Raw genomic sequence first — 24238 nt, 5'->3', positions numbered from 1 at the left:
CGTGACGGTTGCGCTACAAACCCGCAAAATGCAACGATTCTGGAATAAACCTACGGCCGGCTTCATCCGCCTGCCGACAATAACCATCGTTCCAAACAGACCGGGCCTGCACACTCTATGCGAATGCGCCTTATGTTACTGGGCGGCGGGAATGCCCTCGGGCAAGCGCTGATTCGCCTCGGTGCAGAGGAAGACATCGGTTTCCTCGCACCCAAACCGCCCCAAGACGGCTGGGATGCCGCGAGCCTGACCCAATTGCTCGACGACACCCGTCCCGATGCGTTGATCAACCTCGCCTACTATTTCGACTGGTTTCAGGCCGAAGCGGTCAGCGAAAGCCGTTTGGCCGCTCAGGAATTCGCCATCGAGCGCCTGGCCGAGCTGTGCCAGCACCACAACATCACCTTGCTGCAACCGTCCAGCTACCGCGTGTTCGATGGCTCCCGCGCCACCGCCTACAGCGAGAAAGACGAGCCGGTGCCCCTGGGCCTGCGCGGCCAGGCGTTGTGGCGCATCGAACAAAGCGTGCGCGCCACCTGCCCGCAGCATGTGCTGCTGCGTTTTGGTTGGCTGCTGGATGACAGCGTCGACGGCACGCTCGGGCGCTTTTTGGCGCGGGCCGAGAAGCCGGACGAGTTGCTGATGGCCGATGATCGCCGGGGCAACCCGACGCCCGTGGACGATGCCGCGCGGGTGATCATCTCGGTGCTCAAGCAACTTGATTGCGCGGCGCCGCTGTGGGGCACGTATCACTACGCCGGGCACGAGGCGACCACACCGTTGGCGCTGGGCCAGGCGATCCTTACCGAAGCGCGTAATTTCCACCCGCTGGCGATCGAGTCGCCTACCGCCCAGGCTCACGCGGCACGCCCGGATGCGGCAGATGAACCGCAACACGCGGTGCTGGCCTGCAAGAAAATCCTGCACACCTTTGGCATCAAGCCTCGGGCGTGGCGGGCCGGGTTACCGGCGTTGCTGGATCGGTTCTACCGCCACAGCTGACACCACACAAAACCGGAATGTGGGAGCCGGTTTTGTGTGGGAGCTGGCCTGCCTGCGATGCCCGACAGGTTCTACCGCCACGGCTGACACGCTATAAAACCAGATGTGGGAGCGGGCTTGCTCGCGAATGCGCAAGGTCAGTCAATACATCAGTCGACTGACCCTGCACTTTCGCGAGCAAGCCCGCTCCCACATGGGTTATGCCGTGTGACTTAGAACTTGTAGCCGATACCCACCATGTAAACCATCGGGTCGACGTCCACATTGACCTTGGCGCGTGTGCCTTGGCCCAGCGCGTTGTTATCGACGGTGGCCTTGGTGCTGATGTCGATGTAGCGCGCCTGGGCGTTGATCATCCACTTGTCATTGATCATGTAGTCGGCGCCGATCTGCGCGGCCCAGCCCCAGGAGTTTTCGGCCTTGAAGTTGCTGAAACCGGCTTGTTCGGCGCGGCTGCCGACGTGCTCGTCGTAGATCCAGGTGTAGTTGATGCCGGCGCCCACGTACGGCTGAAAGGCGGATTTGCTATCCAGCGGGTAGTACACGACGCTCAAGGTTGGCGGCAAGTGCTTGAGGGTGCCGAGCTTGCCATTGGCGGCGCCGAGGGCGGTGTTCTTGATCTTCACATCGTGCTCGAACGGCGTGGCCGCCAGCAGCTCGATACCGACGTGGTTGGTCAGCATGTAGGCGAAGTTCAAACCCAGTTGGGTGTCGCTGCTCATGGTCGCCTTGCCGCCCAGGTTGGTGCCCGCCAATGGGCCCTGATCAACCTTCACATGGCCGCTGTCAGCTTTCGGATTCACGGTAATTGCACCGGCGCGAATCAGAATGTCGCCCGCTTCGTGAGCGTGGACGGCAGGGGCGGCGAGGGCGAGCGCGAAGAGGGACGCGCCGAGCAGAGACTTGTTCATGGGAGCTCCAAAAGGACGTTAAAAGTTGTACGTCCAATGGTAAAGATCGTTCCGTTCGATCCTTTGACTCAGCTCAATGAAAGGGCGATAAGCCCCTATTCCTGCAGCTCGTAGACATAAATCTTGTCGGCATCCATTTGATAACCGGCGTCGGCCAGTTCGCTGGATGACGGCTTGACCCGCATTGCGCCTTCGATCCAGTACGGCTGATACAACTCATCGAGTTTCACCCCGACTTCGCTTTTCACATGCACGATCTGGTTCGAGGGCGGCGGCGGTACGTGGATGCACGCGCCGAAATACGGCACCAGCAAAAACTCGGTGGTGCGGCCTTCTTCGCTGACTTCCAGCGGCACGATGTAACCCGGCAAACGGATGTGCTTGCCGTCCAGGCTTTGCACCACCGGCGCATTGGGCAAATCCTGCTTGGCGGCCGGCGCCGACTCGACCGACAGCGCATCGGCCATGTTCGACAGGTCGTGCAGCGGTTTCATGTTGGGGATTTCCGGCGGCGCGTCCGGGGGGATCATCTCCTGCCATGACAGATCCTTGGGCTGGTCTTCGGCCCAGACGGGCACTGCCACCAACAGCAACATTGCAAACAGGGCGCGACGCATCGAAGCCTTCCTCATAAACGTATGGACAGGCCATCGGCCAGTGATTGTCGATAGGCGCGCCACGCGGGCACGCTGCCCATTAACAGCGCCGCCGCGAGGATGCCGGCGAGCAAGGTCCATTCATATTCGCTCGGCCATGACATCGGCAGGTCCAGGCCGTAATTGGCCTGCAAATACCCGCGCGAGGCGGCGATGCACACGTACAACAAGCCGACGCCAGCGACCACGCCGGACAAGGCCAGGGCGAAGGCTTCAAAGATCAGCAGCGTTGCGATGTGCCACGGCCGCGCGCCCACCGAGCGCAAAATTGCCATTTCACGGCGGCGCTCGTTGAGGCTGGTGAGGATCGCTGTGAGCATGCCGATCAAACCGGTCAGCACCACGAACAGCGAGATCACGAACAGCGCTTTTTCGGCGGTGCCCATCATGCTCCACAACTCTTGCAGGGCCACGCCCGGCAATATCGCCAGCATCGGCTCGCCACGGAATTCATTGATTTCGCGTTGCAGGGCGAAGGTGGAAATCTTGTTGTTCAGGCCGAGCATAAACGCGGTGATGGCCTGTGGCGTGAGGTCCATGTTGCGCGCCTGATCGGCACTGATGCGGCCTTTGCCCTGGGCCGGCACGCCGTTGTGCCAGTCGATGTGAATGGCTTCCATGCCGCCCAGGCTGATGTGCAGCGTGCGGTCCACCGGCGTGCCGGTGCGTTTCAAAATACCGACCACGGTGAACGGTTTGTCATCGTGTTTGACCAGGCTGACCACCGCGACACCGTGGGCCAGCACCAGCTTGTCGCCCAGCGTGTAATGCAGCGCCTCGGCGACTTCGGCACCGAGCACCACTTCAAACGGGTCGGTGGCAAAGGCGCGGCCGCTGGCCAGTTCGAGGTTCTGTTTGCGACCGTATTGGTAATGCTCGAAGTAGGATTGGTTGGTGCCCATCACCCGATAGCCGCGGTGCGAGTCGCCGAGGGAAATCGGGATCGCCCATTTCACCTGCGGGCTGGCGGCGAAGTGCTCGTAGCTGTCCCAACGGATGTTGTTGGTGGCATTGCCGATACGGAACACCGAGTACAGCAGCAAGTTGACCGAGCCCGAACGCGCGCCGACGATCAGGTCGGTGCCGCTGATGGTGCTGGCAAAACTGTTGCGCGCCTCAACCCGCACGCGTTCCACCGCGAGCAACAAACAGACTGACAGCGCGATGGCAAAGGCGGTGAGGATCGCGGTAAAGCGGCGGTTAGCCAGGCTGGCCATGGCTAGACGAAACAAATACATCTCAAACCTCTGCGGGCGTGGCGGCGCGATTGAGTTCGGCCAGCGACAGGTGGCGGTCGAACAGCGGCGCGAGGCTCTGGTCATGGCTGACAAACAGCAGGCTGGCGCCAGCGTCGCGGCATTCGGCGAACAGCAATTGAATGAAAGCCTCGCGGGCGTCGTAGTCCAGCGCCGAGGTGGGTTCGTCGGCGATCACCAGTTCCGGTTGGCCGATCAGCGCGCGGGCGGCGGCGACGCGTTGTTGTTGGCCGATGGACAGTGAGTCGGCGCGGCGTTCCAGCAGGTCTTTGTCCTTCAAGCCCAAATGCGCCAGCAAGGTCGCGGCGGCTTGGTCGACGCTGCCGTGGCGCTGAACCGCGCGTTGCGCGCGCAGCTTGGAAAAGTGGCAAGGCAACTCGACGTTCTCGCGCACTGACAGAAACGGCAGCAGGTTGAACTGCTGGAAGATGTAGCCGGTGTGGTCCACGCGAAAGCGGTCGCGGGCGCCTGCCGAGAGTTCGGTCAGCTCCTGGCCGAGCAGGCGGATGCTGCCCCGGCTGGGTTTCTGCACGCCGCCAAGCAGGCCGAGCAACGTGGTTTTGCCGCTGCCGCTCGGGCCTTTGAGAAACAGGGTTTCGCCTGCTTGCAGGCTAAACGCGGGGATGTCCAATAACTGTGGGTGACCGGGCCAGTTGAAGCCCAGGTCAGACAGTTCGATCAGTGCTTGGGTCATGTGAAATCAATATCGCCTGGTTGTGGAGCGTGGCGCCGATCCAATGTGGGAGCTGGCTTGCCTGCGATGGCATCAACGCGGTGCATCTGACTGACCGAGTCGTCTGCATCGCAGGCAAGCCAGCTCCCACAGTGATTGGGTTTTCAAATCAGAATGTCAGGGTAGCTGCCTGTGCCGTGGCTTCCACACCTTGCTGGCCGCTTGGGCCGATCAGTTGTACCTGAATCTTCTGAGTGGCGGGGAAGGTCTTGAACACCTGGGTCAGGTCGAGGTTGCTCAAGGCCGTCGGCGTGGCGCAGGTGAACTGGTAGTGGGCGTGGATTTCGCTGTGGTCATGATGATGTTCGTGGGCGGCTGCGCCTTTGCCGTCGGTGGCGTGGTCATCATCATCATCATCGTCGTCATGGTCGGCTTCCGGCTTGTCGCCGAACAGCGGGCTGTTGAGTTCCTGGGTGCTGATCACGCAACCGGCGGCCTTGGGCACATTGAACAGGGCCAGTGGGTTTTCCAGTGACTTGCGGGCTGCGGCAACCTTGGCTTTGTCGGCGGGCGTGCTGGCCTGGTGTTCAAAACCCACGAGGTTCATGGCCGGGCTGTCAAATTCCAGCTCAAGTGCCTGACCGTCGAGTACCGCATTGAGACGCCCAACGCCATGCTCGTGGGCGCCGAGGCTGCCGTGCTCATGTTCGTGATCATCGTGAGCATGGGCAACTGCCAGTGGCAGCAGGGCAAACGGCAAAGCAAGCAGCAGACGGCGCATGAGAAGGCTCCAGAACATGAAAGTTTTGTTATGTGATCTTATAACAATAGTGCCAGAGTTTGACCGCCCGCTTGGCGTTGCGCAAGCCGCGTGGGAGCATGCCCGTCAGAAAAGTGCAGGAGTAAGGACGATGTTGCGAATTCGTGGAACTGTCGGCGACATGCCGGTGGACTTGACCCTGGAGCTGGACGACGGCGATTGGGCGCGATTGGGCGCCCAGTTGCAGGCCGCGCCCACGCCGAGCGCGCCCGCTGTCGCGCCGGTCAAACACACTGATGATCTGTGGCAGAACGCCCAGGACCTGTTGCGCAAGGCCGGGCAACTCAACGGGCTGGAATTGCTCGATCAGCTGGAAGGCTTGGCCGGTGACGCCGCATCAGGCAAGCGCCTGCTGGTGCGTTTGCGCCATAGCGCCCGCGTGAAAGTGACCAGCGGCGGGGATACGCCGCTGTACAGCTGGATCGGCGATTAGTACAGCGCAGCAAACAACTTGCGGCGGTACGCGGTGACCAGCGGGTGGTCATTGCCGAGCAGTTCGAACACCTGCAGCAAAGTCTTGTGCGGCAAGCCTTCGCTGTAGCTGCGGTTGCGGATAAACAGCTTGAGCAGGCCTTCCAGCGCCGCGTCGTATTGCTGGCGTGCCAATTGCTGAATTGCCAGCTGATAGGCCGCCTCGTCATCCTGCGGGTTTTGCGCCAGGCGGCTTTTCAAGTCGGCGGCGTCCGGCAGCTCGGCGGCCTGGCGCAGGAACGTGATTTGCGCCTTGGCGCCGGCGAGGGCGGCCTTGTGGTCGTCGCTTTTCACGGCGTCGAGCACGGCCTGGGCTTCGCTCAGTTCACCGCGTTCGGCCAGGCAGCGCGCGTACAGGATCAGCGCGCCGGCGTTGGTGTTGTCTTCACCCAGCAGCGTCACCAGCACCGCTTCGGCATCGCTGATGCGGCCTTCGGCAAACAGCGCCTGGGCCTGCTCCAGCGGATCAGCCGCCGCCGGTGGTGGCATCTGCACGTGCGGCTCCAGCATTGCGCGCACCGCCGACTCCGGCTGCGCGCCGGCAAACCCGTCCACCGGTTGGCCGTCCTTGAACAGCACCACGGTGGGCAAGCTCTGAATGCCAAAGCGCGCGACGATATCCTGCTCAGCCTCGCAATCGACCTTGGCCAGCAGCAACTCACCCTGATAACTCTCGGCAATTTTCGCCAACATTGGCATCAGCGCCTTGCACGGCGCGCACCACTCCGCCCAGAAATCCACCAGCACGGGTTTCTCGAAGGAGTTCTGGATCACTGCCTGGTCGAAGTTGGCGGTGGTGACGTCGAAGATGTACGGCGTGGGCTCACTCATGGGGCGTCTCGAATAAAGCGGGAATGGGGCAACTATAAGGTGATGGAGTCCAGATCGCTATCGCGGGCAAGCCCGCTTCCACACTTGATCGCATTCCCTTGTGGGCGCGGGCTTGCCCGCGATGGCCTCAAGCGCGCCGCGAATGGTACAGGCTCACCTTGCGAAACTCCCAAGGCTCGGCCAGGTCTGGCAGGGTCAGCGCATCAAGGACTTCCAGGCGCTGATAAGCCGGGTGCTGGAAGTCGCGCACGCGCGAGTCTGCTACCAGTGCTTCACGGCCGCGCGTCAGGAATTGATCAAGCAGCGGCAGGTTGGCGCGGTCGTAAAGCACGTCGGCCACCAGGATCAGGTCAAAGCGATCGGCTTCGGCGAAAAAGTCGGCTGAATAACGCAGTTCCACGCCGTTGAGTTCGGCATTCGCCCTGCAGGATGCCAACGCCAGCGGGTCTAAATCACACGCGACCACTTCCAGCGCGCCCGCCTTGACGGCGGCAATTGCGGCGACGCCAGAGCCTGCGCCAAAATCCAGCACGCGCTTGCCGGCGACCCACTCAGGGTTCGCCGCCAGGTAACGCGCCAGCGCCAGGCCGCTGGCCCAGCAAAAACTCCAGTAGGGCGGTTCATGCAGGATGCGCCGGGTTTCTTCCTGGCTGAAGGCGCGGTCCATATTGTCCGCGTCCAGCAGCCACAACGACAGCTCGGTGCCCGGCAGCGGGCAGGGCACCAGTTGCGCGTCGCCGATCAGCGCGCTCAGGGCGCGTTGCAGGTCCAGCGGTGGTGTCATGGCGCCGGGACGAGCTGCAGCGGGCCCGTGGCCTGGGTAATCGCCTGGGTGATACGCACGGCGGGCAGGTGCAGGATCAACTGGCCGGACTGGCTGGCGCGACCGCGCAATTCAACCCGCGCACCGGCCGGGAACGCTTCCGGGTTAAAGCGCAGGCGGAAGGCCAGGGGCTTGCCGTTACCGGTCAATACGCTGCTGGCGAGCAGTTGTTGCGGGCGGTTGCGCTCGTCAATCACCAGCAGGGCCAGTTCGACTTCGGCGTTGGCCGGCACGCCGTTGAGGGTGCCGTTGATTTCGCGCTGGTAAGCCGGCAGCGGGCCGAGGTCTTCAATGCCGGGCACTTTTTTCTCTTGGGCGGGCGTCGGTTGAGGCACCGAAGGCTTGGGGGCTTCGCTGCTGCAGGCGACCAGAAAACTGAACAGGGTGAGTAAAACAAGTGGTCGTAACTGCATGTACGGCTCCAGAAAGGGCAAAATCCGTGGCTTTAAAATAAAGAAACATATAAGCCTGCCTATATACCGTAAAGGCTATGGCTTGTCTTGCCACAGGGATGCGCTACCATGGCCCTCCCTTTTTTTGTTGCCTGCCACCATGCACTGTCCCTTCTGCGGTGCCAACGACACCAAGGTCATTGACTCGCGTCTGGTCGCCGAGGGCGATCAAGTACGTCGCCGGCGCGAATGCCTGGCCTCTGGCTGCGGTGAACGTTTCACCACCTTCGAAACCGCCGAACTGGTATTGCCACGTCTGATCAAGTCCGACGGCAGTCGCCAGCCTTTTGACGAAGACAAATTGCGCGCCGGTATGCAGCGCGCGCTGGAAAAACGCCCGGTGAGTGTCGAGCGGCTGGAGGCGGCGCTGGTGCACATCAAGCACAAGCTGCGTGCGACCGGCGAGCGCGAGGTCAAGAGCCTGGTGGTTGGAGAGCTGGTGATGGGCGAGCTGCAAAAGCTCGACGAAGTCGCCTATATCCGTTTCGCCTCGGTGTATCGACGCTTCCAGGACCTCAATGAGTTCCGCGAAGAAATCGACCGCCTGGCCCGTGAGCCTGCCAAAAAATGAACCCTCCGTCTGCCGAACAAGCTGTCCTCGACGCCCATTACATGGCCCGCGCCCTCGAATTGGCGCGCAAGGGCGTGTACACCACCCACCCCAACCCGCGTGTGGGCTGCGTGATTGTGCGTGACGGGCAGATTGTCGGCGAAGGCTGGCACGAGCGCACCGGCGAACCGCATGCCGAGCCGAATGCCCTGCGCGCCGCCGGTGCCAAGGCGCGTGGCGCCACGGTGTATGTCACGCTGGAGCCGTGCAGCCACCACGGGCGCACGCCGCCGTGTGCCGATGCACTGGTAACGGCCGGTGTTGCGCGCGTGGTGGCCGGGATGCAGGACCCGAACCCGGAAGTGGCCGGGCGTGGCATGCAGCGCTTGGCGCAAGCCGGTATCCAAACCCGCAGCGGCGTGCTGGAAAGCGAAGCGCGCGCGCTGAACCCGGGCTTTCTCAAGCGCATGGAGCACGGTCTGCCGTTTGTGCGGGTCAAGCTGGCGATGAGCCTGGACGGCCGTACCGCGATGGCCAGTGGCGAAAGCCAATGGATCACCGGCCCGGCCGCCCGCGCCGCCGGACAGCGCCTGCGTGCCGAGGCCAGTGTGGTGCTGACCGGCGCCGACACGGTGCTGGCCGATGGCGCGCGTCTGACTGTACGCGCCGCCGAGTTGGGCCTGGACGATGAAACCACCGCACTTGCCATGTCCCGCCCGCCCTTGCGCGTGCTGATCGACGGGCGCCTGCGGGTGCCGCTCAACGCGCCGTTCTTCAAGGCCGGCCCGGCGTTGGTCATCACCTGCGTGACGGCGGAAAACCAATTCCCCCGTGGCCCCGAATGCCTGGTGGTGCCGGGCGTTGATGGTCAGGTCGACCTGCGCTCGGCCCTGGTGGCCCTGGCCGCCCGTGGCGTCAACGAAGTGCTGGTGGAAGCCGGCCCGAGCCTGGCCGGTGCGTTTGCCCAGCAAGGGCTGGTGGACGAGTACGTGATATTCGTCGCCGGCAAGTTCCTTGGCTCCGCCGCCCGGCCTCTGCTGGACTGGCCGCTTGAGAAACTGGCCGACGCCCCCCAACTCAAGATCACTGACATGCGCGCTGTAGGCGACGACTGGCGAGTCACTGCCATCCCTATGCCAGCAGCGAGCGTATAATTCCCGGCCCGCGCTTGAGCGACAGCCCCTCGTTTTCAGGAGAACGAAATGTTCACCGGCATTATCGAATCCATCGGCAGCATCCGTGCAATGACTCCCAAAGGCGGCGACGTACGCCTGCTGGTTGAAACCGGCAAGCTGGACCTGGGCGACGTCAAGCTGGGCGACAGCATCGCCGTCAGCGGCGTGTGCCTGACCGTCATCGAGCTGCCTGGCAACGGCTTTGCTGCCGATGTCAGCCGGGAAACCCTGGACTGCACCGCGATGAACGACCTCAAGGCCGGCAGTCCGGTCAACCTGGAAAAAGCCCTGACCCCGACCACGCGCCTGGGCGGCCACCTGGTCAGCGGCCATGTTGATGGCGTCGGCGAAGTAGTGTCCCGCAGCGAAAACGCACGGGCCGTGGAATTTCGCATCCGCGCACCCAAAGAGCTGGCCAAGTACATTGCCCACAAAGGCTCGATCACCGTCGATGGCACCAGCCTGACCGTGAACGCCGTCAATGGCGCCGAATTCGAACTGACCATCATTCCCCACACCCTGAGCGAAACCATCATGGCCTCGTACCAGCCAGGTCGCCGGGTGAATCTGGAAGTCGACTTGCTTGCCCGTTACCTGGAGCGCCTGCTGTTGGGCGATAAGGCCGCAGAGCCTACTGCCGGGAACATCACTGAAAGTTTTTTAGCCGCTAACGGCTACCTTAAATCCTGACCAAGGGGGTGCCACGTGGCGCTCAATAGCATCGAAGAACTGGTTGAAGACATCCGCCAAGGCAAGATGGTCATCCTGATGGATGACGAAGACCGCGAGAACGAAGGCGACATCATCATGGCCGCCGAGGCCTGCAAGGCTGAGCACATCAACTTCATGGCCAAGCACGCTCGCGGGCTGATCTGCATGCCCATGAGCCGCGAACGCTGCGAGCTGCTCAAGCTGCCCTTGATGGCGCCGCGCAATGGGTCGGGTTTCGGCACCAAGTTCACCGTATCGATTGAAGCGACCACCGGCGTGACCACCGGTATTTCTGCGGCCGACCGCGCGCGCACCGTGCAAGCCGCCGCCGCCAAAGACGCCAAGGCCGAAGACATCGTCAGCCCCGGCCATATCTTCCCGCTGATGGCCCAGCCGGGCGGCACCCTCGCGCGTGCCGGCCACACCGAAGCCGCCTGCGACCTGGCGCGCATGGCCGGTTTCGAGCCGAGCGGGGTGATCTGCGAAGTGATGAACGACGACGGCACCATGGCCCGTCGCACTGAACTTGAAGCGTTTGCCGCCGAACACGGCATCAAGATCGGCACCATTGCCGACCTGATTCATTACCGCATGATCCACGAACGTACCGTTCAGCGGATTGCCGAGCAGCCGCTGGACAGCGAACTGGGCCAATTCAATTTGGTGACCTACCGTGATTCAGTGGAGGGCGACGTGCACATGGCCCTGACCCTGGGCAAAATCTGTGCTGAAGAACCGACCCTGGTGCGTGTGCACAACATGGACCCGTTGCGTGACCTGTTGATGGTCAAGCAGCCGGGCCGCTGGAGCCTGCGCGCCGCCATGGCTGCGGTCTCCGAGGCAGGCAGCGGTGTGGTGCTGTTGCTCGGTCACCCGTTGGACGGCGATGTATTGCTGGCGCATATCCGCGAAACCGCCGACCACGTGCCGGTGAAAAAACCGACCACCTACAGCATCGTCGGTGCCGGTTCGCAGATCCTGCGTGACTTGGGCGTACGCAAAATGCGCCTGATGAGCGCGCCAATGAAATTTAATGCGATATCCGGTTTCGATCTGGAAGTTGTAGAATACGTGCCCTCCGAATAAAGGCTGGCGATTTTTGCCCCTTGTTCGCGGTTAAATCATCACTGAGGGACGCACTTTTCGCGTCCCGGCTCTTTAAGAGATTTGTCGAATGACCCTGAAGACCATCGAAGGTACCTTCATCGCCCCCAAAGGCCGCTATGCCCTGGTGGTTGGCCGCTTCAACAGCTTCGTGGTTGAAAGCCTGGTAAGCGGTGCCGTTGACGCCCTGGTTCGCCACGGTGTGAGCGAGAGCGACATCACTCTCATCCGTGCCCCTGGCGCCTTCGAAATTCCACTGGTTGCGCAAAAAGTTGCTCAGCAGGGTGAATACGCGGCGATCATCGCCCTGGGCGCGGTCATTCGTGGCGGTACTCCGCACTTCGAATACGTGGCCGGCGAATGCACCAAGGGCCTGGCCCAAGTGTCCATGGAGTTCGGCGTGCCCGTCGCTTTCGGCGTGCTGACCGTAGATTCCATCGAGCAAGCCATCGAGCGTTCCGGCACCAAGGCCGGTAACAAAGGCGCTGAAGCTGCCCTGTCCGCGCTGGAAATGGTCAGCCTGCTGTCGCAGTTGGAGGCCAAGTGATTTCCGACGAGAGCGATCAGTTCAACCCTCAAGACCCGCGCCCTGCGGATGCCGGCAAGCCGTCCAAAAGCGAGAAGCGCCGTAAAGCGCGTCAACTCGCGACTCAGGCGCTGTACCAGCGTTTGATGGCCGGCGCTTCGTTGAACGAAATCGAAGCGCAGTTCCGCGTCGACAACGACTTCACGTTTGCCGACCAGAGCTACTTCCACGACATCCTGCACGGTGTGCATGCCAACCTGACCGAGATCGACACGGCGCTGGCGCCTTGCCTGGACCTGACGATCGAAGAGCTGGACCCGGTTGAACTGTGCGTTATGCGCCTGTCCACCTGGGAACTGCTCAAGCGCGTTGACGTGCCGTACCGCGTGGTGATCAACGAAGGGATCGAGCTGGCCAAAGTCTACGGTTCGACCGACGGCCACAAGTTCGTCAACGGCGTGCTCGACAAGCTGGCCCCGCGCCTGCGTGAAGCCGAAGTGAAGGAACACAAGCGCTAAGTCGCGCTTACCTTCCCAATGGGTGAGTTCGAGCTGATCCGCAACTACTTCGCCGCCGCGCCCTGTGCGCAGGGCGGCGAAGGCATTGCTCTTGGGATCGGCGACGACTGCGCCTTGCTGGCGCTCCCCGCCGGGGAGCAGTTGGCAATCTCCACCGATACCTTGGTGGCCGGCGTGCATTTTGCCGACCCGTGTGACCCGTTCCTGCTCGGCCAGCGCTCGCTGGCCGTGGCAGTGAGCGACTTGGCCGCCATGGGCGCCCATCCCCTTGCCTTTACCCTTGCCCTGACAACGCCGACGGTCGATGCCGATTGGCTGCAACGCTATGCCCAGGGTTTGAACGCCATGGCGCAAAGCTGCGGCGTGGGCCTGGTGGGCGGCGATACCACGCGCGGGCCGCTGAGCCTGACCCTGACCGTGTTTGGCCGTGTGCCGGCCGGGCAGGCGTTGACGCGCAGCGGTGCGCAACCGGGCGATTTGCTGTGTGTAGGCGGTGAGCTGGGCAATGCTGCAGGTGCCTTGCCGCTGGTGCTGGGCCAACGCACGGCCGACGCTGCTATCGCCGAGCCGCTGCTGGCGCACTACTGGTCGCCACAACCGCAACTGGCGTTGGGCCTGGCGCTGCGGGCAAAGGCTACATCGGCCATGGATATCTCCGACGGGCTGTTGGCTGATTGCGGGCATATCGCCAAGGCGTCGGCTGTCAGCCTGGTGATTGAGCGTCAGCACTTGCCGTTGTCCGCGGCCTTGCTGGCGTTTCTGGGTGATGACCAGGCGCGCGTGGCGGCCCTGAGCGGTGGCGACGACTACGTATTGGCGTTCACCTTGCCGCCGGCCGAGCTGGCGCCGTTGCAGGCTGCTGGTTGGCCGATCCACGTGATCGGTCGGGTCGAGGCGGGGCATGGCGTCACCTTGCTCGACGCCACTGGGCAAGACATCACCCCGGCCGTGCGCGGCTATCAGCATTTTCGCGAGACGCCGTAAGCCGGCCACCTACGCTACCCTCTATACGGTTCTCACCGTGTAGGAAGCTGCCACCATGGATGTGCGCCTAGGGTTGCTGGGTATGCTGTGCGCCGTTGCATTGCTGGTGCAAGCGGATCAAGCCCCGGTGCCTGGCAAAATCACGCTGGCCAGTGAGGAATGGAACGACTACACCAACAAAGATGGCAGCGGTCTGGCCTGGGATGTATTGCGCCAAGTCTTCGAACCCGCCGGCATCACGCTGCAAACCCGCAGCGAGCCCTATACCCGCTCGGTCGGCCTGGCCCAGCGCGGCGAGGTGGATGGCTGGGTCGGTTCCTATCGCGATGAGGCCAGCGGCGTGTTGTACCCGTACTGGCATTTCGATTCAGACCACATCTACGCCCTCGGGCTGGCAACGACGCCGACGCCAAGCCTTGCCACGCTGGGCAATTACCGCCTGGCCTGGGTACGCGGCTACAAGTACGAGGAGTACTTGCCCAACCTGCACCACTTCAACCATATCGAACGCCGAGATGGCATCCTGCCGATGCTGCAGCACGCCCGCGCCGACTTCTACATCGACTCCCTCACCGAAGCCAGGTACGTGCTGGGCCAGGCGCACGATCCTTCGCAGTTCAGGCTCACGCCTATCGCCGAGCTGCCGCTTTACATAGGCTTTGCCGACACTGAGCGCGGCCGGGCCTTGATGGCGGTGTATGACCAGCGCATGGCGGCTTTGGTCAAGAGTGGCGAACTGAAGCCGATTTTCGAACACTGGAAACAGCCTTATCCGTTCTGACCTGCATAGAACCGGGACGAAGGCCAATCGAACCTATTGATCTTTATCAGCGATAATTCAGCTTAAGCGTCTGTAGGAACCTGCTGTTACAATGGCGCCCTCTGTGAAATCTGAAATCAGGAGCACACGGTGCCCGTCGTTTTCGTCGCTGCTTCCAAGCTGCCTACTCCTTTTGCCACGTTCACCATGAACGGCTTTCTTGAAGAGGCCACCGGCCGCGAGCACGTAGTGCTCAGCCTGGGTGACATCGCCGACGGCGCGCCGGTGCTTGGCCGCGTGCACTCCGAGTGCCTGACCGGCGATGCATTGTTCAGCCAACGCTGTGACTGCGGTTCGCAACTGGAAGCCGCCATGCGCGCCATCGCCCGCGAAGGCCGTGGCGTGCTGCTGTACCTGCGCCAGGAAGGCCGTGGCATCGGCCTGATGAACAAGATCCGCGCCTACGAGCTGCAAGACGGCGGCGCCGATACCGTCGAGGCCAACGAGCGCCTGGGCTTTGCCGCCGACCAGCGTGACTATGCGATCTGCCTGCCAATGCTGCAGCACCTGGGCGTGAAATCCCTGCGCCTGATGACCAATAACCCGCGCAAGGTCAAAGCCTTGACCGAGATGGGCATCACCGTGGCCGAGCGCGTGCCGCTGCACACCGGGCAAAACCCGCACAACAAGCTCTACCTGGCCACCAAAGCCAGCAAGCTCGACCACATGATGGGCAACGAGCATCAGGGCGAGGTCGACCGCGCGTGACCCGTGGCCAGGTGAAACGGCGACTGTCCTTTAACTGGTGGCAGCACCTGGCCCTGGCATTGCTGCCGCTATTTGTGATCAACCTGGTATTCGGCCAGGCCCAATCCCTGCTTCCCGTCTTGGCCATGCCACTGTTTATCGCCGGCGTGGCCTCGATGTTTCTGAGCCTGCGTTATTTTCACGGCTATAAACACGCACTGATCGCCACCGCCAAAGCCCTTGATACGCCCGAAGAACCGGCGGCTTGGATCACCCTCGCGGCACGTCGGCGTACGGCGCTGCTGGTGGCGGCCCTGCCAGCCTGGATCGGCGCGCTGGCGGTGTTTGTCGGCCTGGAAGCGGTGCCGCTGTTTCTGCTGGCATTGTCGACGTTGGTGCTGTTTTACCTCTATCGCATCCCGCGTCAGTTGGGATGATAAGTCGCTGGCTGACGCTTCTGCTGCTGGTATTGAGTGCCCAGGCGATGGCGGTCGAGCGCGTGGTCAGTCTGGCGCCTTCACTCTCTGAGATCGTGGTGGAACTGGGCGCCACCGACCTGCTGGTGGGTGTGCTCGACGGTGGTGAGCGGCCAGCTGCATTGGCGAACGTGCCGTCAGTGGGGCATTACGGCCAATTGAACATGGAGCGTCTGCTCAGCCTCAAGCCCGACCTCATTCTGCTGTGGCCCGGCAGTGTCGGCCCTGCCCAGCGCGAGCAGTTACAGCGCCTGAATATCCCCGTCTACGTCGCTGAACCTCATAGCCTTGAACAGTTGGCGGCCCAGGTCCAAGCCATTGCTCAACAAGTGGGGCGCGAAGACGCCGGTCGACACTTAGCCGCGCAGTTACGTCAGCGCCTGGCCGAACTGCGCCAGCGCTATCAGCGCGCCGAGCCGCTGCGGGTGTTTTACCAGGTATGGAACCAGCCGCTGTACACCGTAGGCGGCGGGCAGATCATCAGCGATGCGCTGAGCGTGTGCGGCGCACGCAATGTGTTCGCTGATTTGAAGCTGCCTGCGCCGCAGGTGAGCATCGAGTCCGTGTTGCAGCGCAATCCCGAAGTGATTCTGGCCGGGGATCAGCCGCAGTTGGAGGCCTGGAAAGCCTGGCCGCAGATCGCCGCCGTGGCGCAGGGACGCTTGCTGTTGGTGCCGGACAAAGGCCTGGAGCGGCCCAGCGGCCAGATGGTCGAGGCGGTGGCCAAGCTCTGCGCGTTGATTGCCCCGCAACGCTAGCGTGCGAGAGGCGTGTTGTCCTACCGATTAATAAGATTCTTCCGTTGAGTGGCTCGGCCAGCAGCGGATTACTCTATGGCCCGCGATGCGTGCCGCATGGCGATATTCCACTACAGGAGGTGGCCATGCGTCGTTTGATCATCGGTGTTTCTACTGCCCTTTTGCTGACCGGCTGCACGACGCTGGAAGGTGTCTCAACGTTGATGAATTTCTGGGCTGATCCGCTGGTAGAGAAGGCTGGCCGAGGCGAAAGGACCTCCAAGCAGGACATTCTCGCTATCCAGCAGCCCAAGCGCATCACCCCGATTCGTAGTGGCAGCTCACAGTGTTTTGATTTTGAACTGGAAAACCAAGGCAAAAAAAAGGACTTCTACGTCGGCTTTACCGAGGCCGGCCGTGTTAACGCCTATGGGTTTATAGACTGCGCCGAGGCCATCAAGGCCGGGTATCTGAGTACGAATGAGCCCATGCGCGAGCGTCGTTGAGGCGCCAAGGGGTGCGGCGCACATGACCCTGCCACTGCAATGCTCGTTCCGGCAGCGAGCCATTGCCTGAAAGGTCAATCGATAGGTCGAGGCGCCGGGGCGTTGGTTACAGCGTCGGGGTCCAGGTCAGCCCGAGCATCCAGGTCTGTCCCGCTTCGCGGTAGTCCTGATTGTTGGAAAAGTCCGACGCGTTATAGCTGTAGCGGGCGCGGGCGTATTGGCGGTCCAGCAGGTTGTCGACCTTTAGTGAAATTTGGATTTCACGGCTCACCGCCCAACTGCTGCGCAACCCCAGCAGTGCGTATCCACCCAGGCGGTTGCGGTTTTTTTCGTCGTCGTAGCTGCTGCTGATGACCTGCCAACTGGTCCCCAGTCCCAACTTGTCAAATTGTCGATCCAGGTCCAGGTTCAACGTGCGGCGTGCACGACGGGCCAGGGTGTGGCCCGTGTCACGGTCGCGCGGGTTGATGAAGGCGGCGCCCAGGTTACTCTGCCAACCAAACAGCTCCTGCTTGAGCGCCGCTTCAAACCCATCGACACGCGCCGACGCCACGTTTTGCGGCTTGCTGGTGCTGTCGAGGATGATCGCGTTGCTTAACTGGGTGCGATACAGCGAGGCTTCCAGGCGCGTGCTGTCACTCAGTTGGCTGCGCCATTGCAGCTCGTAGCTCTTTGACGTTTCGGGCTGCAAGTTGGGGTTGCTGTACTTCGTGTCAGGGTAATAGAGGTCGTTGAAAGTCGGCGCGCGGAAGCCTTCGCTGTAGCTGAGCAGCACGTCATTGTCAGGGTTGATCGGCACGGTGAGGGTACCGCTCCAGCTGTTTTGCCCACCAAATTGCTGGTTCTGGTCGCGGCGTAGGCCCAGTTCTGTGGAGAACCACTCGCCATGGAAGCGATGCTGCACAAAGGCGGCGCGGTTCCAGCGGCTGTTTTCGGTAAAAGTAGTGCTGCCGTGGAAGCGGTCTTCGTACCAGTCGCCGCCCAGAATCAGGCTGTTCTGGTCGTTGAGCGTCAGGTCGTTCTGCCAGTTGATCGAGTCGCGGTAGGTGTTGAACACGCTGAAATCATCACTGAGCTTATCGCGCTTGGTGTCGAGATTCTCGCTGTGGCCCACTTCCAGGCGCGATTGCCAGCGCTCATTGAGTTGGGCGTCGACATAACCGCTGGCGCTGCTCACGGTGTAATCGGTGTAGGGTTTCTGCCCGACCGTTTGCCCGGAAGCGGCGTCGTAGCGGCCAAAGCTGTTGTCGTACGCTGACTTGCCACGGTTATCCAACAGATTGAAACCAACCTCCAGTTCATCGCTGAACGCATGACTGAGATTGAGGCTGATGGACTGATTGCGATAGGCATCATGGTCGCTATCGCTTTGAAACGACTCATGCGTGGCGTTGATTCCCGCCGTGTCATCCAGGCTCGCCCCAAGGTTGAAGCGCGTGTGCTCATCGCCGCCGGAAAGACCGATGCTGCGCTCCCAGGTCTGGTGGCTGCCAAACCCCAGTTTCAAGCGTGGCTGCAGGCCTTGCTCGGCATTACGCCGAGTGAATATCTGGATCACGCCGCCAATCGCATCACTGCCGTAGATCACCGAGCGCGAGCCGCGCAGTACTTCCACACGTTCAATCTGGTCGATGTTCAGGTATTGCAGCCCGCTGTCGCCAGAGGTGGTATTGGCGATGCGCTGGCCGTCGACCAACACCAGGCTTTGCGCGGATTTGGTGCCACGAATATAGATGCCCGGCAAACTGCCACGGCCGCCGGTGGGTGCCACTTGTACGCCGGGTACGCGGCTGAGCAGGTCCGTCACGCTGGTGGGTTGCAGGCGGTCGATGTCGTCGCGGGTGAATACGGTATTGGCGGCGCTACTGTCGTTGCGCGCCTGGACCTGGCGGTTGGCGCTGATCACCACGTCGGGAAGTTTCAGTGCGTCGTCGCGCTCGAAGCTGTCGGCCAGCAGGTCAGTGGCGGGGAGCAGCAGCAAGGGCAGGGCAAAGCGAAGGTGGTTCATGGGCTGTCCATAGCATTTATCAGCAATACAAAACCAATGTGGGAGCTGGCTTGCCTGCGATGCAGGCACATCGGTTTGTCAGTAAGACCGAGGTGATGCTATCGCAGGCAAGCCAGCTCCCACATTTTTGAGCCGGTTTCTACAGGCCGAGCAGCGCCATGCGCGCGCGCACCGACGCTTCGATACCCGCCTCGTCCAGCCCACACTCTGCCAGCATCTGCGCCGGCTTGGCGTGTTCGACGTACACATCCGGCAAGCCCAGGTGCAGCACCGACTTGAGGATGTTCTCCCGCGCCAGGAACTCGCTGACCGCCGCACCGGCACCGCCCATGATGGCGTTTTCTTCGACGGTCACCAGCAGCTCATGGCTGCCAGCGATGTCGCGTACGAGGGCTTCGTCCAGCGGTTTGACGAACCGCATGTCGACCACGGTGGCGTCGATCTTCTCAGCGACTTTCAGCGCTTCGGCCAATTGCACGCCGAACACCAGGAACGCGGTTTTGCTGCCTTGGCGTCGCACGATCCCTTTACCGATCTCGATCGGCTCCAGGTCTTTCTCGATCACTGCGTTCGGGCCGTTACCACGCGGGTAACGCACGGCCGCCGGGCCGTTGTACAGGTGGCCAGTGCTGAGCATCTTGCGCAGTTCGTTCTCATCACTCGGCGTCATCACCAGCATGCCGGGGATGCAGCGCAAGTAGGACAAATCGAAACTACCGGCGTGGGTCGGGCCGTCTTCGCCGACCAGGCCGGCGCGGTCGATGGCAAACAGCACGTCGAGGTTCTGCACCGCCACGTCGTGAACCAGTTGGTCATAACCGCGCTGCAGGAAGGTGGAGTAGATCGCGACCACCGGCTTGGCGCCTTCACAGGCCATGCCGGCGGCGAACGTCACGGCGTGCTGCTCGGCAATCGCCACGTCGAAATAGCGCAGCGGGAAACGCTCGCTGAACGCCACCAGGTCGGAGCCTTCCTTCATCGCCGGGGTAATACCCACCAGGCGCGAGTCGGCGGCAGCCATGTCGCACAGCCATTCGCCAAACACACCGGAATACTTCGGCCCGCTGGCCTTTTTCGGCGCGGCGGCGGGGGCGTTGAGCGGTTCGAGTTTGGTGATCGCGTGATAGCCGATCGGGTCAACTTCAGCCGGGGCGAAGCCTTTGCCTTTCTTGGTGACGATGTGCAGGAACTGCGGGCCCTTGAGGTCACGCATGTTGCGCAGCGTGGCGATCAGGGTTGGCAGGTCATGGCCGTCGATCGGGCCGATATAGTTCCAGCCCAGTTCTTCGAACAGGGTGCCGGGTACCAGCATGCCCTTGGCGTATTCTTCGGTGCGGCGGGCAATTTCCCATGCGCCGGGCAGACGCGAGAGCACTTTTTTGCTGCCTTCGCGCATGCTGGCATAGGTGCGGCTGGAAAGAATTTTTGCCAGGTAATTCGACAGGCCACCGACATTGCGCGAAATCGACATGTCGTTGTCGTTGAGGATCACCAACATGTTGGCGTTCACCTCTGGCGCGTGGTTCAGGGCTTCGAAAGCCATGCCGGCGGTCAACGCGCCATCACCAATCACTGCGATCGCCTTGCGATCACTGCCTTGCAGGCGGGCGGCAATCGCCATGCCCAGCGCTGCGCTGATAGAGGTGCTGGAGTGGCCGACGCCAAAGGTGTCGTACTCGCTTTCGGCGCGACGCGGGAAGGCGGCCAGACCGTCCTTCTGGCGCAGGGTGCCCATGCGCTCGCGACGGCCGGTAAGGATTTTATGCGGATACGCCTGGTGGCCCACGTCCCACACCAACCGGTCATCCGGGGTATCGAACACGTAATGCAGGGCGATGGTCAGCTCGATGACACCCAGGCCGGCACCAAAATGCCCACCGGTCTGACCGACCGTGTAGAGCAATTCCAGGCGCAACTCATCGGCCAGGGTTTCCAGCTCGGCTTCACCCAGTCGACGCAGGCCGTCCGGCGTGGCAGCACGGTCGAGCAGTGGCGTGGACGGGCGTTTGCGGGGAATCTCTTGAAACGTCGTGGGCATCAGGCGAATCGTTATAGGTATAGAAGAGGCGGCAGTTTACCTCAAGCGGTGCAAACTGCCCACGCAGAGCGCCGAACTTGGCCGATATGCGGCTGCAATGGCCGCCATTATCAGTGGCGGCGTTCGACGATATACCGCGCCAGGTCGCGCAGAGGCTCGGCCGCTGCGTCGAAAGGTCGCAGGGCATCCAGGGCTTGGTCGCGCAGTTCCAGGGCATACGCCTTGGCCGCTTCAAGGCCAAGCAGGGCCGGATAGGTCGGTTTATCGCGTGCGGCATCCGCGCCTTGGCGTTTGCCCAGGGTCGCGGTGTCACTTTCGACGTCGAGAATGTCGTCCTGCACCTGAAACGCCAGGCCGACAGCCCGGGAATAGGTCTGCAGGGCGGCCAATTGCGCAGCTTCGGCACGGCCACTGGCCAACGCACCCAGGTGCACGGCGGCTTCGATCAGCGCGCCGGTCTTGTGGCGATGCATATGTTCCAGGGCCTGTTGATCCAGCTTGAGGCTGACCGAACCCATGTCGATCGCTTGCCCGCCGACCATACCGGCCGGGCCTGCGGCCAGGGCGAGGGCGGTCACCATGCGCAGGCTGTTTTCTGCGTTCACGCTATTTAAACGTGGGTCCAGCAGGGCGCTGAACGCCAGGCTCTGCAGGCCATCGCCGGCCAAAATGGCGTAGGCTTCATCAAAGGCTTTATGAGTAGTCGGCTGGCCGCGACGCAAATCGTCGTCGTCCATCGCCGGCAAATCGTCATGCACCAGGGAATAGGCGTGAATCAGCTCCACCGCACACGCCGCACCATTGGCCTGCTCGGCCGGCGCGCCCAGCGCTTCACACGCCGCATACGCCAGCAACGGGCGCACACGCTTGCCGCCATTCATCACGCTGTAGCGCATGGCTTCGTAGAGACGCTTCATTTCCGGGCTTGGCGCAACAAACAAGGGCTCGAGCGCCGCGTTGACCCGGGCTTGGCTACTGGCCTGATACGCGTCGATCATTCCGGCTGTTCCGCATCGAAAGGTTCTTCGGCCAACTCCCCGTCCCGTTCCAGCAGCACTTGCACTTTCTGCTCAGCCTGCGCCAACGCGCTCTGGCAGTCGCGCGTCAGGCCGATGCCTTGCTCGAACGCCGTCAACGAGTCTTCCAGCGACAACTCGCCGTTCTCCAGACGCTCGACCAGAGTTTGCAGGTCGGCGAGGGATTGTTCGAAATCGAGTGCAACTTTTTTGCGGGCCATGGCGGCTATTCCGGTAGACGGTAAACCGGCGCGACACTAGCAGACATGGGGATTGTGGGCAAATGAGCGGGTGGCCTCAGTCGCTTCAGCCTTTGATTTGATAGCGGGTACTACGGCCTCCGCCAGGGAAACGGACCAGGCAGTTTTTTCCAGCAGATCAGTAAGATGCCGAGTTGTGGTCGCCTTGGACACCTTCGCCTCTGCCTGGTACTGCGCGGCGTTGATGCCGTGTTCGAAGCCTTTTTCACCGCCGTCGGGCAGGCCGGTGAGTACCTTGATCTGTTCGACAGATAACGAGAGGTCGCGGTGCTGCTGCCAAAACCGGGTCTTGGCCAGAACTCAGTCAATTCGCGCCATCGCCTGCTCCAGGCTGAGCAGCAAGGTTTTCAGGAACCATTCCAGCCAATCGGTGATACCCAGTGTGGCCTTCTGGCTGGATTCCAATGCGTTGCAGTAACCGGCGCGCGCTGATCGCCTACCCGAGTCCTTTTCACCGCCGGTGACTCCGGCATGCACCGACGTTGGCCGGCGCTGACCGATTATGCTGTTTTCAAACTATTCGAGAGAGTCATCGACCGCTTGCTCCAAGCCTCGGCGTGGATATGCTTCAAAATCTAGAGCTTTGCGCTGGACGCTTTTTTATGAATACAAAAAGGCGATGGGGGCTGATCTTACTGTCAGGCTCAGCGAAAGCTAGCGTCAATTCTTTGAACTTTTAATTTAATAAAGTGCTCGTTACATTCGGGGTGTTCGTAGTGTATATCTTCATCGCTCAGAGAAGTGAAAGTAAGAAAAGTCTCATTGAGTAGCTCTCCGTAGAGGAAGTAGCAATAACCATAATTCGCCTTTTCAATCAGTATTTTCCTCGGTTTAACCCGTTCAATCTCGTAGTCGTCGGAAAGGTTTAGGGTGAGTTCTATGTCGTAGGTTTCTCCAATTTCGATAGTGTAGGGGCAGTAGCTGACAAACAGTTTACAGCTGTTCCCTCAATGAGCAATATCACATCATCATTTGCATGCTTGTTGAGTGCTATTACTTTTCCTTTTTTATAGTGGTTTGTTATAGGGTCTGATGACTTTTTCAGTAGAGTAATCATTTGTCGTCCTTCAGAAGTCTTTTAGGCATACGGAGGGGGATACGGGCGGTTTTATTTCTCGCCGGTTCTCATATGAACCCTGCGCTGGCGGGCCGCGCGATAGGAGTGCTGATGTTTGCCTGAGCGAACAGCGATTCGGTGCTGGTGAGGTGTTTAAAAAACTGGGCGGGTGGAGGTTGGTGCGGTTGGATACGTGTTTTCATTAGCCGTTTTGCTCGTTGTCGGGTTTGTTGATGGCCGCGTGAGGGAAGTTTTTTTTCAGGGATAAGCCCAGCTAACGCAATTATGGTCGTCCATATAGATCAAAAATCTAAAGCTCATGTCCGTCACCCAGAATGGGTATCCAGTGGTATCAGATAAAATACGCTCGAGGTGTTGGGGAGAGGCGATTTCCCATGCTCTATAGGACGTGTCGAACACAACGAAAATCAACTGATCACTTTCAATGTGTTTTGATACCTCTTGCCAGAAATCAGGGTTGTACTCCGTGCGGTTAACCCGTGATTGAATTGGATCAAGAGGGTTGGCACTCTCGCAGAAAAACACGTTGCCAAGAGATGCGATTAATATATCTAGGTCTTCGGGGGCAAGTTTTCTACTCTGAATACCCAGGTTTTCTAAGCTTTCGTCGATCTCTGCTTCTAGGTAACTCATTGTGCAATACCAATCCTGGAGCGGTTGACGGGGGCTGTGGCGTGCCCAAGTGGTCGAGTTGGTAGTGGAACGGCTGAATGTCTTTTGGACCAAAGCCATCCAGCAGTGCTAACGGACGAAATCTGTCCGGTTCGTAGAGGTAACTGCGATGACGATCCGCGTGATGCTCCGCAACCAGCTTGTCGCCTTGCCAGAAAAACTCCGTCGTTATGTCGTCGACGGTTTTACTGCTGCGTCGACCAAATGGGTAACGGTAGCTGGCTGTTTGCCCGTTGGGTCGGGTGATGCTAATTAGCCGGCGCTGACAGTCGTAGCGATATTCGGTGACGAGTTGATTGGGGCGCCGGGTTCACTCATTTTTTGAGGTTGAACCTTGGTATCTAGTGAGTAGGTTTATTGTGATTAGCAGGCTTGCCCTGGGTTCGGCTGCGCAGCAGCCTCGAAACTGGCGGCGCGGTTTTGGCTTTCAAAGCGCGTTGCCCTTATTGGGGTTTCTGCGCAGCGCGAGCAAGCTCG

General features: G+C 61.2%; 28 protein-coding genes and 2 pseudogenes. 14 read left to right on the top strand and 16 right to left on the bottom strand.

The window, feature by feature from the left end:
* Positions 1-117 precede the first annotated feature (117 nt).
* Positions 118-1002 carry a sugar nucleotide-binding protein gene (locus tag AC19YS_RS17275; RefSeq protein ID WP_119741388.1) on the top strand — a complete coding sequence of 295 codons (885 nt, stop codon included), beginning with the start codon at positions 118-120 and terminating at the stop codon, positions 1000-1002.
* 212 nt (positions 1003-1214) lie between these two features.
* On the opposite strand, the gene AC19YS_RS17270 is transcribed toward AC19YS_RS17275, so the two are convergent.
* From AC19YS_RS17270 to AC19YS_RS17250, 5 genes are all read right to left on the bottom strand, one after another.
* The gene (locus tag AC19YS_RS17270) at positions 1215-1913 is read right to left on the bottom strand and encodes an OmpW/AlkL family protein (protein WP_106580231.1); all 699 of its coding nucleotides are present in this window, start codon (positions 1911-1913) and stop codon (positions 1215-1217) included.
* Between the two features lie 95 nt (positions 1914-2008).
* On the bottom strand, positions 2009-2530 hold the full coding sequence (locus AC19YS_RS17265; protein WP_500602291.1) for a DUF3299 domain-containing protein: 522 nt from the start codon (positions 2528-2530) through the stop codon (positions 2009-2011).
* A gap of 11 nt (positions 2531-2541) precedes the next feature.
* Positions 2542-3807 (bottom strand): ABC transporter permease, encoded by a 1266-nt coding sequence (locus AC19YS_RS17260; protein ID WP_106580233.1) that lies wholly within the window; start codon positions 3805-3807, stop codon positions 2542-2544.
* 1 nt (position 3808) lies between these two features.
* Positions 3809-4519, bottom strand: a complete 711-nt coding sequence (locus tag AC19YS_RS17255; RefSeq protein WP_119741391.1) for an ABC transporter ATP-binding protein — start codon at positions 4517-4519, stop codon at positions 3809-3811.
* Positions 4520-4667: 148 nt separating this feature from the next.
* Positions 4668-5279 carry a DUF2796 domain-containing protein gene (locus AC19YS_RS17250; protein WP_500602290.1) on the bottom strand — a complete coding sequence of 204 codons (612 nt, stop codon included), beginning with the start codon at positions 5277-5279 and terminating at the stop codon, positions 4668-4670.
* A 130-nt stretch (positions 5280-5409) separates the two neighbouring features.
* On the opposite strand from AC19YS_RS17250, the gene AC19YS_RS17245 reads away from it, so the two are divergent.
* Positions 5410-5751 carry a hypothetical protein gene (locus AC19YS_RS17245; RefSeq protein WP_106580236.1) on the top strand — a complete coding sequence of 114 codons (342 nt, stop codon included), beginning with the start codon at positions 5410-5412 and terminating at the stop codon, positions 5749-5751.
* Here AC19YS_RS17245 and trxA read toward each other — a convergent pair.
* The 3 genes from trxA to AC19YS_RS17230 form a co-directional block, all read right to left on the bottom strand.
* Positions 5748-6620, bottom strand: coding sequence for a thioredoxin (gene trxA / locus AC19YS_RS17240; protein WP_169367699.1), 873 nt, complete (start codon positions 6618-6620; stop codon positions 5748-5750). The genes AC19YS_RS17245 and trxA overlap by 4 nt on opposite strands.
* A gap of 127 nt (positions 6621-6747) precedes the next feature.
* Positions 6748-7404 carry a class I SAM-dependent methyltransferase gene (locus AC19YS_RS17235; protein ID WP_200623956.1) on the bottom strand — a complete coding sequence of 219 codons (657 nt, stop codon included), beginning with the start codon at positions 7402-7404 and terminating at the stop codon, positions 6748-6750.
* The gene (locus tag AC19YS_RS17230; protein ID WP_106580239.1) at positions 7401-7856 is read right to left on the bottom strand and encodes a YbaY family lipoprotein; all 456 of its coding nucleotides are present in this window, start codon (positions 7854-7856) and stop codon (positions 7401-7403) included. Before AC19YS_RS17230 ends, AC19YS_RS17235 begins: the two co-directional genes overlap by 4 nt.
* A 139-nt stretch (positions 7857-7995) precedes the next feature.
* On the opposite strand from AC19YS_RS17230, the gene nrdR reads away from it, so the two are divergent.
* The 12 genes from nrdR (at position 7996) to AC19YS_RS17170 (ending at position 16689) form a co-directional block, all read left to right on the top strand.
* Positions 7996-8466: a transcriptional regulator NrdR gene (nrdR, locus tag AC19YS_RS17225; RefSeq protein WP_164487963.1), complete on the top strand. Its 471-nt coding sequence runs from the start codon at positions 7996-7998 to the stop codon at positions 8464-8466.
* Positions 8463-9599 carry a bifunctional diaminohydroxyphosphoribosylaminopyrimidine deaminase/5-amino-6-(5-phosphoribosylamino)uracil reductase RibD gene (gene ribD, locus AC19YS_RS17220; RefSeq protein WP_500602289.1) on the top strand — a complete coding sequence of 379 codons (1137 nt, stop codon included), beginning with the start codon at positions 8463-8465 and terminating at the stop codon, positions 9597-9599. Before nrdR ends, ribD begins: the two co-directional genes overlap by 4 nt.
* Positions 9600-9647: 48 nt before the next feature.
* On the top strand, positions 9648-10310 hold the full coding sequence (locus AC19YS_RS17215; RefSeq protein ID WP_119741399.1) for a riboflavin synthase: 663 nt from the start codon (positions 9648-9650) through the stop codon (positions 10308-10310).
* A 15-nt stretch (positions 10311-10325) separates the two neighbouring features.
* Positions 10326-11417 (top strand): bifunctional 3,4-dihydroxy-2-butanone-4-phosphate synthase/GTP cyclohydrolase II, encoded by a 1092-nt coding sequence (gene ribBA / locus AC19YS_RS17210; RefSeq protein WP_119741401.1) that lies wholly within the window; start codon positions 10326-10328, stop codon positions 11415-11417.
* A gap of 88 nt (positions 11418-11505) precedes the next feature.
* Positions 11506-11982 (top strand): 6,7-dimethyl-8-ribityllumazine synthase, encoded by a 477-nt coding sequence (gene ribH / locus AC19YS_RS17205; protein ID WP_003194576.1) that lies wholly within the window; start codon positions 11506-11508, stop codon positions 11980-11982.
* Entirely contained in the window at positions 11979-12479 is a 501-nt protein-coding gene (nusB, locus tag AC19YS_RS17200) for a transcription antitermination factor NusB (protein ID WP_017135996.1), read from the top strand. Before ribH ends, nusB begins: the two co-directional genes overlap by 4 nt.
* Positions 12480-12497: 18 nt before the next feature.
* Positions 12498-13463, top strand: coding sequence for a thiamine-phosphate kinase (gene thiL, locus AC19YS_RS17195; RefSeq protein ID WP_200623955.1), 966 nt, complete (start codon positions 12498-12500; stop codon positions 13461-13463).
* Positions 13464-13518: 55 nt separating this feature from the next.
* Complete coding sequence (locus tag AC19YS_RS17190; RefSeq protein ID WP_200623954.1) at positions 13519-14244, top strand: substrate-binding periplasmic protein; 726 nt, start codon at positions 13519-13521, stop codon at positions 14242-14244.
* Between the two features lie 129 nt (positions 14245-14373).
* Entirely contained in the window at positions 14374-14991 is a 618-nt protein-coding gene (gene ribA / locus AC19YS_RS17185; RefSeq protein ID WP_106580245.1) for a GTP cyclohydrolase II, read from the top strand.
* On the top strand, positions 14988-15407 hold the full coding sequence (locus AC19YS_RS17180; RefSeq protein WP_500602288.1) for an MFS transporter: 420 nt from the start codon (positions 14988-14990) through the stop codon (positions 15405-15407). Before ribA ends, AC19YS_RS17180 begins: the two co-directional genes overlap by 4 nt.
* Complete coding sequence (locus AC19YS_RS17175; RefSeq protein WP_200623953.1) at positions 15404-16204, top strand: cobalamin-binding protein; 801 nt, start codon at positions 15404-15406, stop codon at positions 16202-16204. The genes AC19YS_RS17180 and AC19YS_RS17175 overlap by 4 nt, the downstream gene beginning before the upstream one ends.
* A 125-nt stretch (positions 16205-16329) precedes the next feature.
* Complete coding sequence (locus AC19YS_RS17170) at positions 16330-16689, top strand: transcriptional regulator (RefSeq protein WP_106580248.1); 360 nt, start codon at positions 16330-16332, stop codon at positions 16687-16689.
* A 106-nt stretch (positions 16690-16795) separates the two neighbouring features.
* On the opposite strand, the gene AC19YS_RS17165 is transcribed toward AC19YS_RS17170, so the two are convergent.
* The 8 genes and pseudogenes from AC19YS_RS17165 to AC19YS_RS17130 all read right to left on the bottom strand — a co-directional run.
* Positions 16796-18697: a TonB-dependent receptor domain-containing protein gene (locus tag AC19YS_RS17165; RefSeq protein ID WP_500602287.1), complete on the bottom strand. Its 1902-nt coding sequence runs from the start codon at positions 18695-18697 to the stop codon at positions 16796-16798.
* A 139-nt stretch (positions 18698-18836) separates the two neighbouring features.
* Positions 18837-20735, bottom strand: coding sequence for a 1-deoxy-D-xylulose-5-phosphate synthase (gene dxs, locus AC19YS_RS17160; protein WP_106580250.1), 1899 nt, complete (start codon positions 20733-20735; stop codon positions 18837-18839).
* 110 nt (positions 20736-20845) lie between these two features.
* Positions 20846-21733, bottom strand: coding sequence for a (2E,6E)-farnesyl diphosphate synthase (gene ispA / locus AC19YS_RS17155; RefSeq protein ID WP_106580251.1), 888 nt, complete (start codon positions 21731-21733; stop codon positions 20846-20848).
* Entirely contained in the window at positions 21730-21972 is a 243-nt protein-coding gene (locus tag AC19YS_RS17150) for an exodeoxyribonuclease VII small subunit (protein ID WP_003176346.1), read from the bottom strand. Before AC19YS_RS17150 ends, ispA begins: the two co-directional genes overlap by 4 nt.
* Positions 21973-22057: 85 nt before the next feature.
* A pseudogene (locus AC19YS_RS17145) lies at positions 22058-22437 on the bottom strand (DUF4172 domain-containing protein); the annotation flags it as partial.
* A 218-nt stretch (positions 22438-22655) separates the two neighbouring features.
* Positions 22656-22943, bottom strand: a complete 288-nt coding sequence (locus AC19YS_RS17140) for a UCP019853 family protein (RefSeq protein ID WP_500602298.1) — start codon at positions 22941-22943, stop codon at positions 22656-22658.
* A gap of 383 nt (positions 22944-23326) precedes the next feature.
* Positions 23327-23722 (bottom strand): hypothetical protein, encoded by a 396-nt coding sequence (locus tag AC19YS_RS17135; protein ID WP_200623950.1) that lies wholly within the window; start codon positions 23720-23722, stop codon positions 23327-23329.
* Positions 23723-23726: 4 nt separating this feature from the next.
* Positions 23727-24056: pseudogene (locus tag AC19YS_RS17130) on the bottom strand (RHS repeat domain-containing protein); the annotation flags it as partial.
* Positions 24057-24238: the final 182 nt, after the last annotated feature.

It is taken from the genome of Pseudomonas sp. MF08831 (genome assembly GCF_059862645.1).
Note: the sequence above shows the minus strand (reverse complement) of the source record. Positions and strands in the feature narration are given on the sequence as shown.

What these genes read in the sequence shown, in the direction of transcription:
- AC19YS_RS17215 (WP_119741399.1), top strand. Translation starts at nt 9,648, where the DNA reads ATGTTCACCGGCATTATCGAATCCATCGGCAGCATCCGTGCAATGACT.
- dxs (WP_106580250.1), bottom strand. Translation starts at nt 20,735, where the DNA reads ATGCCCACGACGTTTCAAGAGATTCCCCGCAAACGCCCGTCCACGCCA.
- AC19YS_RS17265 (WP_500602291.1), bottom strand. Translation starts at nt 2,530, where the DNA reads ATGCGTCGCGCCCTGTTTGCAATGTTGCTGTTGGTGGCAGTGCCCGTC.
- AC19YS_RS17230 (WP_106580239.1), bottom strand. Translation starts at nt 7,856, where the DNA reads ATGCAGTTACGACCACTTGTTTTACTCACCCTGTTCAGTTTTCTGGTC.
- AC19YS_RS17135 (WP_200623950.1), bottom strand. Translation starts at nt 23,722, where the DNA reads ATGAGTTACCTAGAAGCAGAGATCGACGAAAGCTTAGAAAACCTGGGT.
- AC19YS_RS17190 (WP_200623954.1), top strand. Translation starts at nt 13,519, where the DNA reads ATGGATGTGCGCCTAGGGTTGCTGGGTATGCTGTGCGCCGTTGCATTG.
- thiL (WP_200623955.1), top strand. Translation starts at nt 12,498, where the DNA reads ATGGGTGAGTTCGAGCTGATCCGCAACTACTTCGCCGCCGCGCCCTGT.
- AC19YS_RS17150 (WP_003176346.1), bottom strand. Translation starts at nt 21,972, where the DNA reads ATGGCCCGCAAAAAAGTTGCACTCGATTTCGAACAATCCCTCGCCGAC.
- AC19YS_RS17270 (WP_106580231.1), bottom strand. Translation starts at nt 1,913, where the DNA reads ATGAACAAGTCTCTGCTCGGCGCGTCCCTCTTCGCGCTCGCCCTCGCC.
- nrdR (WP_164487963.1), top strand. Translation starts at nt 7,996, where the DNA reads ATGCACTGTCCCTTCTGCGGTGCCAACGACACCAAGGTCATTGACTCG.
- AC19YS_RS17165 (WP_500602287.1), bottom strand. Translation starts at nt 18,697, where the DNA reads ATGAACCACCTTCGCTTTGCCCTGCCCTTGCTGCTGCTCCCCGCCACT.
- trxA (WP_169367699.1), bottom strand. Translation starts at nt 6,620, where the DNA reads ATGAGTGAGCCCACGCCGTACATCTTCGACGTCACCACCGCCAACTTC.
- AC19YS_RS17235 (WP_200623956.1), bottom strand. Translation starts at nt 7,404, where the DNA reads ATGACACCACCGCTGGACCTGCAACGCGCCCTGAGCGCGCTGATCGGC.
- AC19YS_RS17175 (WP_200623953.1), top strand. Translation starts at nt 15,404, where the DNA reads ATGATAAGTCGCTGGCTGACGCTTCTGCTGCTGGTATTGAGTGCCCAG.
- ispA (WP_106580251.1), bottom strand. Translation starts at nt 21,733, where the DNA reads ATGATCGACGCGTATCAGGCCAGTAGCCAAGCCCGGGTCAACGCGGCG.
- ribD (WP_500602289.1), top strand. Translation starts at nt 8,463, where the DNA reads ATGAACCCTCCGTCTGCCGAACAAGCTGTCCTCGACGCCCATTACATG.
- ribH (WP_003194576.1), top strand. Translation starts at nt 11,506, where the DNA reads ATGACCCTGAAGACCATCGAAGGTACCTTCATCGCCCCCAAAGGCCGC.
- AC19YS_RS17170 (WP_106580248.1), top strand. Translation starts at nt 16,330, where the DNA reads ATGCGTCGTTTGATCATCGGTGTTTCTACTGCCCTTTTGCTGACCGGC.
- AC19YS_RS17275 (WP_119741388.1), top strand. Translation starts at nt 118, where the DNA reads ATGCGAATGCGCCTTATGTTACTGGGCGGCGGGAATGCCCTCGGGCAA.
- AC19YS_RS17250 (WP_500602290.1), bottom strand. Translation starts at nt 5,279, where the DNA reads ATGCGCCGTCTGCTGCTTGCTTTGCCGTTTGCCCTGCTGCCACTGGCA.
- AC19YS_RS17260 (WP_106580233.1), bottom strand. Translation starts at nt 3,807, where the DNA reads ATGTATTTGTTTCGTCTAGCCATGGCCAGCCTGGCTAACCGCCGCTTT.
- AC19YS_RS17255 (WP_119741391.1), bottom strand. Translation starts at nt 4,519, where the DNA reads ATGACCCAAGCACTGATCGAACTGTCTGACCTGGGCTTCAACTGGCCC.
- AC19YS_RS17245 (WP_106580236.1), top strand. Translation starts at nt 5,410, where the DNA reads ATGTTGCGAATTCGTGGAACTGTCGGCGACATGCCGGTGGACTTGACC.